General features: G+C 65.1%; 10 protein-coding genes. 6 read left to right on the forward strand and 4 right to left on the reverse strand.

All coding sequences use genetic code 11. From position 1 onward, the window contains the following. Positions 1-684 precede the first annotated feature (684 nt). Positions 685-1599 carry an alkaline phosphatase family protein gene (locus tag AC1DBE_RS09985; RefSeq protein WP_476970399.1) on the forward strand — a complete coding sequence of 305 codons (915 nt, stop codon included), beginning with the start codon at positions 685-687 and terminating at the stop codon, positions 1597-1599. Between the two features lie 605 nt (positions 1600-2204). On the opposite strand, the gene AC1DBE_RS09990 is transcribed toward AC1DBE_RS09985, so the two are convergent. From AC1DBE_RS09990 to AC1DBE_RS10000, 3 genes are read right to left on the reverse strand one after another with little or no spacing between them, the layout of a single operon-like run. Further along, a complete protein-coding gene (locus AC1DBE_RS09990) occupies positions 2205-2972 on the reverse strand; it encodes an SCO1664 family protein (RefSeq protein ID WP_476970400.1) in 768 nt (255 codons plus the stop codon). Then, positions 2972-3526: a DUF3090 domain-containing protein gene (locus AC1DBE_RS09995; protein WP_476970401.1), complete on the reverse strand. Its 555-nt coding sequence runs from the start codon at positions 3524-3526 to the stop codon at positions 2972-2974. The genes AC1DBE_RS09990 and AC1DBE_RS09995 overlap by 1 nt, the downstream gene beginning before the upstream one ends. A 24-nt stretch (positions 3527-3550) precedes the next feature. Then, complete coding sequence (locus AC1DBE_RS10000) at positions 3551-4243, reverse strand: histidine phosphatase family protein (protein ID WP_476970402.1); 693 nt, start codon at positions 4241-4243, stop codon at positions 3551-3553. Between the two features lie 154 nt (positions 4244-4397). On the opposite strand from AC1DBE_RS10000, the gene AC1DBE_RS10005 reads away from it, so the two are divergent. The 4 genes from AC1DBE_RS10005 to AC1DBE_RS10020 all read left to right on the forward strand — a co-directional run bounded on the left by AC1DBE_RS10005 (position 4398) and on the right by AC1DBE_RS10020 (position 9846). Beyond that, positions 4398-4832 (forward strand): SRPBCC family protein, encoded by a 435-nt coding sequence (locus tag AC1DBE_RS10005; protein ID WP_476970403.1) that lies wholly within the window; start codon positions 4398-4400, stop codon positions 4830-4832. 404 nt (positions 4833-5236) lie between these two features. Beyond that, complete coding sequence (locus AC1DBE_RS10010) at positions 5237-7018, forward strand: ABC transporter family substrate-binding protein (protein ID WP_476970404.1); 1782 nt, start codon at positions 5237-5239, stop codon at positions 7016-7018. Between the two features lie 183 nt (positions 7019-7201). Continuing rightward, positions 7202-8743 (forward strand): ABC transporter permease, encoded by a 1542-nt coding sequence (locus AC1DBE_RS10015; protein ID WP_476970405.1) that lies wholly within the window; start codon positions 7202-7204, stop codon positions 8741-8743. After that, positions 8740-9846 (forward strand): ABC transporter permease, encoded by a 1107-nt coding sequence (locus AC1DBE_RS10020; protein WP_476970406.1) that lies wholly within the window; start codon positions 8740-8742, stop codon positions 9844-9846. The genes AC1DBE_RS10015 and AC1DBE_RS10020 overlap by 4 nt, the downstream gene beginning before the upstream one ends. 57 nt (positions 9847-9903) lie before the next feature. On the opposite strand, the gene AC1DBE_RS10025 is transcribed toward AC1DBE_RS10020, so the two are convergent. After that, positions 9904-10539, reverse strand: a complete 636-nt coding sequence (locus tag AC1DBE_RS10025) for a PH domain-containing protein (RefSeq protein WP_476970407.1) — start codon at positions 10537-10539, stop codon at positions 9904-9906. A gap of 79 nt (positions 10540-10618) precedes the next feature. On the opposite strand from AC1DBE_RS10025, the gene AC1DBE_RS10030 reads away from it, so the two are divergent. After that, a partial coding sequence (locus AC1DBE_RS10030) for an ATP-binding cassette domain-containing protein (protein ID WP_476970408.1) occupies positions 10619-12048 on the forward strand: 1430 nt, incomplete at its 3' end.

The following is a 12048-nucleotide window of genomic DNA, read 5'->3' on the forward strand; positions in this document are numbered from 1 at the left end:
GCTCGGCCCCGACCAGACCATCAGCGAGGGCCCGGGCACCACGTCGGCGACCGGGCACGGCACGCACTCCACGACGGCCTCGCTCACCAGATTTACCCTGCCCGGTGACGACAAAATACGGCAGTACACGGACACGGTGTTCCGGCAGAACGGGTGGGACGGCAACTCCGCCAAGCAGGCAACGGAGGGTCAGAAGGAAGATCAAAACGACCACGACGCGGCCGTGGCGGTGCCAAAGCGGATCGGGGAACCCTCGGCGATCAAGCACGTGTTCCTGATCGTGAAGGAGAACCGCACCTACGACCAGGTCTACGGCGACATGAAGCAGGGCAACGGCGACGCGTCACTGGCCCAGTTCGGCGCCAAAGTGACTCCGAACCAGCACGCCCTCGCCAGCCAGTTCAGCCTGTACGACAACACCTACGACATCGGTACGAACTCGGCCGAGGGCCATAACTGGATGATGCAGGGCGACGACCCGGCATATACGGAGACGAGCGCCGGTGAGTACAAACGCTCATACGACACCGAGAATGACGTCCTGGGCCACCAGCGCTCAGGGTCCTCTGGACCTCCATACAGGATGCAGGCAAGACCGCCAGGAACTACGGCGAGTTCGACTCCACCGAGGGCAAACCGGCCGGCGCGACGTGGCAGCAGTACTACTGCGCCGCCACGAGCACGATGGCAGGAGGCGACCCGGCAAAGCTGTTCACCCCGGAACTGCAGATGCGCGCCGGCTCGTCCATCCCTTCGCTCAGCACAATCACGGACCCGAACGCGGCGCCGTTCGACACATCGGTGCCGGATATTTACCGGTACGCGACCTGGAAGCAGGACTTTGAGAAGAACGGACCGAAGAACTTCCAGATGACGTGGCTCTCCAGCGACCACACCGGCGGCACCGCCGACCCCAGGGCGCAGGTCGCCGATAACGACCTCGCCGTGGGCAAGATCGTCGACGAAATTTCGCACTCCCGGTACTGGAAGGACTCGGCAATCTTTATCGCCGAGGACGACAGCCAGAACGGCACCGACCACGTAGACGGCCACCGCGCCCCGGTCCAGGTCATCAGCCCCTACGCAGCGCACGGCAAGACAGTCAGCACCTTCTACTCACAGATCAACATGGTGCGGACCATTCAGCAGATCCTCGGCGCCCAGCCGCTGAACCAGAAAGTCGCCGCGGCCACCCCGATGTTTGACGCCTTCACCAACAAGGCCGATCTGACACCGTTCAACGCGGTCCCGAACCAGATACCACTCACTGAGGGTGTGAAGACCGCGCCTGCCTGCGGCCCCGACACCCTGGGCCAGACTGGGCCCGGCGCCGCAGCCGTAAACACCGCCGCAGCCAAAGCCGTCGCTGTCCCGGCACCGATGAAGGAAACTGCCGAACAGTGGGGGACCTGGTCCGAGAGGCAGCACCTGACAGGAAACGGCGCGAAGGAAGACTCTGCGGACCCGAACCTGTTCAACCGCTGGACTTGGTACCAGACCCACAACTGGGAAAGCCCATACCCCGGCGACACCAAGATCTATGGACCCGCTGACGTACCGGGCGTACCCGCGGGCTCATCGAACCACGAGGACGGCTGATCAGCACCGGTCCTCAAACGTTAATGACCACCCCAGAGCGCCGGAGCCTGGTCTCTGGGGTGGTCACGCAGCGGGCGCAGGAAATCGGAGTGAGTTAGTCTGATCCGCGTGGACCGTATAGACGTGGATGACGCTGCGACGCTCATGACCCTGCTTCATGATCGGGGGCGCCCCTCATCGCTCAGGGAGCTGTTGCCGGGGTGGGACATGCTGCAGGCCGACGTCCCTTCCCGGGAACGGGTAGAGACGGCAATGGCGATCCTTGTCGGTTCCGGCCTTGCTGAGGTCGACTCATCCTGGGGGATGCGGCTCACGGAGCAGGGCGGGCAGCTCAGGCGGTCCGCCAAAGCTGCCCGCGGGATGCGGGAGATCCCGGGGGCAATCAGCGATCTGCTGGGAGGCCGCCGATTGGGCCGTGCAGCGCTGAGTTTGCCTCACGAAGTCTTTGACGCGGCGCGCAAGGACTTCCTCGAGACTTCCCAGCGCAGGGCAGAGCGCCGATCGCGACACCGCTGGTGGTGGCCCGACCCGTCCAGGCCCCGTCCAGCGAAGCCGTCGCGCTAGGGTGAGGCGCCGCTGAGCGCTCGTCCGTAGCCTCAATTCCGCTAAAACAGAGGCCAGGGCACCGCGGGCATGTCACCGCTCGGAGCCGGAAACCGTCCCGCCCGGCGCAACCGGATACAGCGCGCGGCGAGCGATTCGATCTCCTCGGCCGTGAGCAGGTCCGCCAGCTCCCGGCCCAGCCCACCGTCCAGCCCCTCGCTGACCCGGCCGATGCCGTCGCGTTCCTCTGCGGTCAGGGCGTCACCAAGCCATCCCCACAGCACTGTGCGCAGCTTGTGGTCACGATGGAACGTAAGTCCGTGGTCCACGCCGTGCCGGTGTCCGTCGGCCATGGCCAGAATATGGTCCCCTTTGCGGTCGGCGTTGTTGACGAGGACGTCGAACACCGCCATCCGTCTGAGCTCTGGCGAGTCCTCGTGAATGAGGGCGACCGACCGTCCGTCCTCGTTCCGTCCTTCGAGAATGTGTTTCCACCCCGTCTCCGGAACGTGGCCGGTCTCCACGAGGTCCACAGGGTTTTGGGTGGGGTCTCGGTCCTGCCAGAGCTGCACCATTCCCAGGCCCAGGGGTCCCTCGCGCAGCCAGGTCTGCGGCACAATGTCCCAGCCGAGGGCCTGGGAGACCAGATAAGCGGCCACCTCCCGGTGAGCCAGGGAGCCGTCGGGAAAATCCCATAGTGGGCTTTCGCCTGCCATCGGCTTATAGACGACCTGCACGTCGCCAATGCCACCCAGGAATGTGGCGTTTGACGCCGTCGTGATGCGGCCGGTGAGCGTCAGTTCGGCGGTCACGAGGTCCGGTGCCGGCATCAGACTTCGGGAAGGGTGCAGATGTGCCCGTCGGCGTCTATGGGATATCCGCACAGCGGACACGTTGGGCGCCCGGCGCCGACGATCTCCCGGGTGCGTTTCGCGAAAGCGCGGGCGGTGCCCACCGGCATGCGTACCAGCACCATTTCGGGCTTTGAATCGCCGTCCGCATCAGGGAACTCGTCGTTGTCATCATCATCGGCATCGGTGATGGGGTAGGCCTCCAGGACGACCTGCGCCGTTGTCGGATCCCAGCCCAAGCTCATGGCGCCGGTTCGGAACTGCTCTTGGACGGCCTCGAGTTCGTCATTGTCGACCAGTTCAATGGGGGTGCTTGCGGGAACACTGAAAGGGTTGCCCTCGACGGTGCTCAGCTGGTCGAGAATCTCGTCGATCTTTTCGGCGAGCAGAGCCGACTGCTGCTTCTCCAGGGCAATGCTCACAATTTGCGCCCCGGCGCGCACCTGCAGATAGAACGTGCGCGCCCCCGGAAGGCCAATGGTGCCGACGACGACCCGATCGGGCCAGGCAAACTCGTGAACACGTGTAGGCATGTCAGTATTTTAGGCACATGAGGTTCATGGCGCCTTCTGCCCTGCACCGCCGCCCACCGGCGCATCACCAGATTGGATGCCGTTCGATAGCCATGACAGATCACCCGCGTCGGTGTTGGTCGCGTAAACGCTTGGCCGGCTGGCGCCGTAGCGCACGATCGATATTGACGCGGGGCCAACGTTGATGCGCTGGAACAGATCAAGGTGCATACCGAGCGCGTCGGCGAGGATTGACTTGATGATGTCTCCGTGGCTCACCGCCGCCCAGACCGCCCCCGGCCCGAACTCGGCTTCGAAGGCTGCATCGTGGCGCCGAATCGCCGCCACTGACCGGGCCTGCATGGTCGCCATGGATTCACCGCCGGGAAAGACGACGGCGGACGGTTGCGACTGCACGACCGGCCACAGCTGCTCGGAGGCGAGATCGCTGAGCTTCCGGCCCTGCCACAGGCCGTAATCGCACTCGGTGAGCTCGGGATCGACCGGGGCGGAGGGCGTGCCCGACTGGCGGTCGAGGATGAACTGGGCGGTCTGCCGGCAACGCTCCAGGGGACTCGATACCACCCCGGCCAGGGGCACGGCAGCTAGCCGGTCTCCGGTTAGAGCTGCCTGGTCGCGGCCGACGTCGTCAAGGCCGACGCCGGGTGCCCGGCCGGCCAGCAGTCCGGTGGCATTTGCTGTGGTGCGGCCATGCCGCACGAGAATGACGGTCGCCATCCACCCAGCCTAACCACCCGTTCGATGCAGGCGTGACCGCCGCCGGGTCCCGTCGAAGAACCCTGGACGGGCCCCCGGCCAGCTCGGCATGCGATAGTGGGGACGCGCCTCCTCCGGCATCTCGCTCCCGCCTGCAACACACAGAGGAACTCCCATGGTGAACGTCCAGACCGAAATACTGATCCGGCAGCCCCGCGAGCTCGTGGCCAGCTATGCGTCCGACCCGGACAACGCACCGGCCTGGTACGTGAACATCCGTTCTGCACAATGGCAGACGCCGCGGCCCCTGGCTGTCGGATCCCGGGTCGCCTTCACCGCGCGGTTCCTGGGCCGAAATTTGGATTATGTCTACGAGTTCACCGAGCTTGTGCCGGGCCACAAACTCACCATGCGGACAAGCCAGGGGCCTTTCCCGATGCGGACCAGCTCCGCCTGGTCTGATGAGAATGGCGGCACCCTTATGACCCTCCGCAATACCGGTGAACCCACCGGGTTCTCGGTGCTTGCCGGCGTCGTTATGGCGCCCATGATGCGCCGGGCCATGCGCAAGGACCTGGAGAAGCTCAAGAGGATCCTCGAAGCCCGCTAGCCGGACACACACGCCGCGGGCCGGGGTTCCCTGGGTCAGTCCCTTCGATTCGCTACAACTTTGAACCCCTCAAGGCCACCGATATGACCTGCTATAGACAGTAATGGGCGATTAACTCGAGGGGCCCCGATCCGCATGGATAGGGGCTTTTTGCGGCATTAGGTCTTTATCCCGGACTCCCGGATTCGTCAATGAATTTCGACAAAATTTACTTAACGGGCCCGCCAATTGTTGCAGCTCGATAACGAACTTTACCGGCGAACAACTTTCATGCCGTTCTGCGCCCCTCCGGGTTTACGCTTCATGCCATGTGAGACGCGCCACACTGCCGCTGGGGGAGTGTGGACGTCTGTCTGGTGCCTCAGGCGCCGGTCTCATCCACACCACAGAAACAAGGAGGCGGAATGCGATTCGGTCGTATTTCCAAAGCAGTGGGGGTCGCGGCAGCTGCAGCACTCGCACTGAGCGCTTGCGCGGGCAACAGTGGCGGGTCAACCCCGTCGTCCGCGGCGGCAGCAGCCAAATCAGGCGGATCGGCAACAGTCGTCGAGGTGAACGCGTTCAACACGTTCAACTCCAACACCGCTGACGGCAACACGGATATCAACTCGAAAGTCAGCTACGCCACCCACTCCGGGTTCTTCTACATCGATAACAAGCTGAACGTTGTCCGCAACGAAAAGTTCGGCAAGATGGAAAAGGTCTCTGACAACCCGCTGACCGTCAAGTACACCATCAACGACGGCGTGAAGTGGTCCGACGGCACCCCCGTCACCGCCGCCGACCTGGTGCTCCAGTGGGCCGCCTTCTCCGGCTACTACAACGACGCCGACGCGGACGGAAAGAAGGGAACCTCCTACTTCTCCTACGCCGGCGATCCGACCGGCCTGGCGCTGACCGATTTCCCGCAGCTTGGCGACGACAACCGGTCCATGACCATTAAGTACTCCAAGCCCTTCGCTGACTGGGAAATCGCCCTTGGCGGCCCCGGCGTCGACATCCCGGCCCACGTCCTCGCCAAGAAGGCCGGCCTGGCCGACACCAAGGCGTTCTTGGACCTCCTGAAGGGTATGCCGCGCGGCGACGTCAAGAACCCGAAGCCGGCGAACAAGCAGCTCAAGGCCATGTCCGATATGTGGAACACCGGCTTCGACACCAAGACGCTGCCGGCCGACCCGAGCCTCTTCCTCTCCAACGGCCCTTACGTCGTCAAGGCGATGAACCAGGACCAGTCCCTGACCATGGTCAAGAACAAGGACTACAACTGGGGCCCGGAGCCCAAGCTGGACGAAATCACCGTCCGCTACATCGGTGAAGCTCCGGCCCAGGTCCAGGCGCTGAAGAACGGCGAGGCGGACATCATCGCACCGCAGGCTTCCGCTGACACACTGGACCAGCTCAAGGCCCTCGAGAGCCAAGGCGTCACCGTCGACGTCGGCAACCAGCTCTCCTACGACCACCTTGACCTGAACTACAGCGGCCCGTTTGCTGACAAGAACGTCCGCGAGGCCTTCATGAAGACGGTCCCGCGCAAGGACATCGTCGACAAGATCGTCAAAAAGCTGGACGACAAGGCCAAGCCGCTCGATTCCCAGCTCTTCGTCCCGGACCAGGCCAAGTACGCCGACTCCGTCAAGGACAACGGCTCCTCCGCGTACCAGGATGTTGACATCGACGGTGCGAAGAAGCTGCTCAACGGCGCCACGCCGTCGGTCCGCATCATGTACAACAAGGACAACCCCAACCGTGTTGACGCCTTCTCCCTGATCCGTGAGTCCGCCGCCAAGGCAGGCTTCAAGATCGTCGACGGCGGCCTCGGCAAGTCTGACTGGGGCAAGGCCCTCGGTGACGGCAGCTACGATGCCACCATCTTCGGCTGGATCAACTCGGGCGTCGGTGTCTCCGGTGTTCCGCAGATCTTCAAGTCCGGCAACGGCTCGAACTTCAACAAGTTCAGCGATCCCGAAGCTGACAAGCTGATGGACGAACTGATCGTCACCACCGACAAGGCCAAGCAGGATGACCTCATCCAGCAGGTCGACAAGAAGATCTGGGCTTCCAGCTACGGCCTGCCCCTCTTCCAGGCTGTTGGTGTGGACGCTTACAGCGACCGCATCACCGGCGTGAAGTACATGCCGAACCAGACCGGTGTCTGGTGGAACTTCTGGGAGTGGGCACAGAAGTAGCCCGCAACCGCAAGTGACACTTGCTAGCTGAAGGCGTCGGGACCACGGCTTTACGGTCCCGACGCCTTTCTAGCGACCCTCCCCGGCGATGACTGGCGCGGCCGCGTCGGCCGGGGGCATCCGGCCTAATTCTGCGACCGGTCCGGGCGATCCCTGGGCCCGAATACCGAGGTTCTATTCCCCATGGTGACCTACATAGTCCGGCGGCTCATGACTGCCGCCCTCATTCTTCTCGGCGCATCCTTCCTGGTGTACATCCTGACAGCGGCGTCAGGTGACCCCCTCGAGGAGTACCGCGCCATCAGCGCAGCCAACAAGCAGCAGCTGATGGACGCCCGCACCGAACTCCTGCAGCTGGACGTCCCCGCGCCGCTGCGCTACTTCAAGTGGCTCGGCGGGGCCGCCCAATGCCTCGTCCCGTTCGCCAATTCCTGCGACCTGGGCAAGAACATCGTCGGGCAGCCGGTGACCGACGCCCTGGGCCACGCCCTGATCCAAACCCTGACGCTGATTACCGGAGCTACCGTGCTGGCCATCCTGATCGGCATCACGCTGGGAATCATCACCGCCCTGCGCCAGTACAGCGCGCTGGACTACGGTGTCACGTTCATGGCGTTCCTCTTCTTCTCCCTCCCCATCTTCTGGGTGGCCGTCCTGCTCAAGGAATTCGGCGCCATTGGCTTCAACAACTTCCTGCGCAATCCTGAGATTCCGATCGTGACGGCCATCGGCATCGGCCTGGTCCTCGGGCTCGTGACGGCGGTGGCCGTCGGAGGTGAACTCAAACGCCGGGTCATCAGCGGCGGAGCGGTCTTCCTCTTCGTGACCGCCGTCCTGGTCTACTTTTCCGCCACCGAATGGTTCAAGACCCCGGGCCTCGGCCCGGTGATGATAGCGATCGCCGGCGTCGGCCTCGCCTTCGCTGTCACCCTGCTTACTGCCGGCCTGAAAAACCGGAAGGCCCTGCAGTCGGCACTGATCGCCGCCGCCGTCGGGGTGGTCCTGTATTTCGTCGTCCAGCCACTGCTGGACCAGGCGACGTTCCTGATAATCGTGCTGCTGGCCATCGCAGCTGTCGGCGTCGGCCTCGGCATCGGATACCTGGTCGGCGGCTACGACCGCGGGCAGTCAATGCGCGCAGCCGCGATCACCTCGCTCCTGGTGGGCTTCCTGATCCTGCTGGACCGCTTTATGCAGGCATGGCCCACGTACTTCAACAACAGCCGTGTCCGCGGCCGTCCTATCGCTACCATCGGGGCAACCACCCCGAACATCGAGGGCGACTTCTGGGTCCTGGGCCTGGACTCCTTCACGCACCTGATCCTGCCGACCCTGGCCCTGATCCTGATCTCCCTGGCCAGCTACACCCGGTTCACCCGGGCCTCCATGCTGGAGATCATGAACATGGACTACATCCGCACCGCCAGGGCCAAGGGCCTGACGGAGCGCACCGTGGTCATGCGCCACGCCTTCCGGAACGCACTGATCCCGATCGCCACCATCGTGGCCTTCGACATCGGCGGGCTGATCGGCGGTGCCGTCATCACCGAGTCGGTCTTCTCCGTCCGGGGCATGGGTTTCCTGTTCCTGGACGGCATCTCGCACGTCGACCCCAACCCCGTGATGGGTGTCTTCGTGTGCGTGGCCATCACGGCCATGGTCTTCAACCTCATCGCGGACCTCGCCTACTCCGCACTTGATCCGCGCGTAAGGGTAAAAGCATGAGCCAGCCAAGCCAGCAAGACGAAATCATGGCCGAAGAGGCCGCCCTGCCGCAGACGCCCGCGGCCGGCATCGAGCCCGTCCTCGAGGCCAAAGGCCTGAGCCAGGGGCAGATTGTCCGCAAGCGCTTCCTGGGCCACTCCGGCGCCATCATCGGCCTGGCGGTGTTCGCACTCATCTTCATCGTCGCGTTCACGTCAGTCGGGTACCTGGGCCTTCCCGGCTGGTGGAAGTACAACCACGAACAGGTCTCACCGCTGGTCAACGACGGCGCCCCGACGTCGTCGCTGTGGCCCCTGGCGTGGGGCGAGCATCCGTTCGGCCAGGACCGGATCGGCCGCGACCTGTTCGCCATGACCATGCGCGGCGCCCAGCAGTCGATCACCATCATGATTGTCATCGGCATCATCGCCGGCTTAATCGGCGTTGTGGTCGGCGCGGTCTCTGGCTACTTCCGCGGCTGGGCCGAAGCCATCCTGATGCGGCTGACAGACGTCATCATCATCGTCCCGGCCCTGCTGCTTGCCGCTGTCATGGCGCAGATGGCCGGCCGGCGCGACTCCGGCAGCTGGTTCTCCGCCTTCGCCAGCACCAACGGCGTGCTGGCCCTGGGCATCTTCCTGGGCCTGATCAGCTGGGTCAGCCTGGCCCGCCTGATGCGCGGCGAGTTCCTGTCCCTGCGCGAGCGTGAATTCGTTGACGCCGCCCGGATCTCGGGAGCAAGCAACGCCCGGATCATCTTCAAGCACATCCTGCCCAACGCCGTCGGCGTGCTGATCGTCAACGTCACCCTGACCATGTCAGCGGCGATCCTGACCGAAACAGCGCTGAGCTTCCTCGGCGTCGGCGTCAAGGCACCGGACACCTCCCTGGGCCTGCTGATCTCGCAGAACCAGCAGGCCTTCGCGACCCGCCCGTGGCTCTTCTGGTTCCCCGGCCTGTTCATTGTGCTGATCTGCCTCAGCATCAACTTCATCGGCGACGGGCTGCGGGATGCGTTCGATCCTCGGCAGAAGAAGTTCAACGCCAAGAAGGCCAAGGATGCGTCCGGCCGTATCCCGGAGGCTACCCCCGTCACCGCCCTCGATGGACCCAAGGACCGCTAGATGCGGTGCAGCCCCGCCCCGGGGGAGAGGGCAACCAGGAGCCGCTCCGGCGGCCGGCTACTGGACGGCCACCGCCCAGTAGCTGGCCGCCAGCAGCACGACGACGCCGCCGATCGCCGCCCAGCGCGGCGTAACGGTCACGGCGGTGGCGTCCGAATCAGTGTCGGCCGCGGCCACTGCGCCGCTTTCCACCTGCTCCCGCCAGCGTGTTCGCACGAGGCGGGCGGCCTGGCCGGAATCGGTGGACTTGAGGTCACCGGGCCGCACCGACTTTCCCGGCCCGTAGCTGGTGTCCGGCAGATCGGCCAGGTCCTCGGGGCGGGCGTTGCGTCCGCCCCAGATGCCGGGGGCGGGCGCCGCCCAGGCGGCGTAGCTTTTCTCCGCGGTCACAAGGGTCAGGGCATAGCGGGTGTCGACGTGCACGAGGGCGGCCCACGGCACCAGCACGGTGCGGAACGGGTTCTCCAGGGTCACGCCGCCGTCGTCCACCACAACGGCCGGCATCCAGAAGAACTGCCAGCCCAGCAGGGCGATCAGGAGCAGCGGAGCCGTCCCGGCCAAGGCGGCGGGACCCGCAGCGGCGACCGTCACCACCAGGCCGACCAACGCCACGGTCCAGGCCAGCCACGCGAACCATTTGTTCGTGCGGGCCTTGAAAATTTCTACATTCCCGGCAGAGGGCACAGTGCTCATGCCCCCCATAATTCAGTATTCCGAGTTCCAGCACTAATCACCGGTGTGCCGGCGGCTCGGGTGGAAGGAAAAACCCGACATGACTGACTTCATCACCCTGGATCCGGCTCCGGCCCCCGCGCCCGGGAAAGGCGACACCGTCCTGGAGGTCCGTGACCTCAGCGTCGACTTCGGCGTGGACAAAAAATGGGTTCCCGCCGCGATCGGGCTGAACTACGACGTGCGGGCCGGCGAGGTCCTGGCGATCGTGGGGGAGTCCGGCTCCGGCAAGAGCGCCAGTTCGATGGCGTTGCTGGGCCTGCTGCCCAGCAACAGCCGGGTCAGCGGCAGCGTGAAGCTCGGCGGCAAGGAGTTGCTCAGCGGCAACGAGGCGAACATCCGGGCGGTCCGCGGCAAGGACGTCGCGGTAATCTTCCAGGAACCCATGACCGCCCTGAACCCGGTGTACACCGTGGGCGCGCAGATCGTGGAAACCATCCGCCTGCACAACGAGGTCTCGCCTGACCAGGCCCGCGAACGGGCGCTGCGGATGCTCGAACTCGTGGAGCTGCCGGACCCGGAGAAAGCCTTCAAGTCCTACCCGCACCAGCTCTCCGGCGGCCAGCGGCAGCGCGCCATGATCGCCCAGTCGCTCTCCTGCGACCCCAAGCTGCTGATCGCCGACGAACCCACCACGGCCCTGGATGTCACCGTGCAGGCCGAAATCCTGGACCTTATGCGCAACCTGCGCAACAAGCTGGACAGTGCGATTGTGCTGATCACCCACGACATGGGGGTGGTGGCCGACCTCGCCGACCGGATCGCCGTGATGCGCCGCGGCCTGATCGTGGAAACCGGCACCGCCGCGGAGATCTTCCACAACCCGCAGCACGAGTACACCCAGGCCCTCCTGGCGGCCGTGCCGCACCTCGGGCAGGGCGGCGCCGAGAGCGAGCCCGACGTCGACGTCACCGCAGCCCTGGCCGCCGCAACGCACGCGGACCTGGACGCCGTGCCGCGTTCGGAGCTGCTCCGGCGCGAGCGGGAGAACGCCGCCGCGCTGGCGGCCGCCGGGACGGCTAAACCGCAGGGCGATCCGGTGCTGGAACTCACCGACGTCGCCATCGAATACCCGAAGCAGGGACGGGTGCCCGCGTTCCGCGCCGTCGAGGGCGCCAATCTGGCGATCTACCCCGGCCAGGTTGTCGGACTGGTGGGGGAGTCCGGGTCGGGCAAAACGACCATCGGCCGTGCCGCCGTCGGCCTGCTGCCCGTGGCCGCCGGCACCATGAAGGTAGTGGGGCAGGACATCTCCGCCGCCAAGAGGAACGGCCGCCAGCTGCACGAGATGCGTCGGCACGTCGGCATGGTTTTCCAGGACCCGTCGTCCTCCCTGAACCCGCGGCTGCCCATCGGGGAGAGCATCGGCGAACCGATGTTCCTCGCCGGCGTGGCCAAAGGGGCGGAACTGCAGTCGCGGATCGAGGCGCTGCTGGACCAGGTGGAACTGCCGCGCGACTACCGCAACCG

It is taken from the genome of Arthrobacter sp. 10T416, assembly GCF_056394165.1.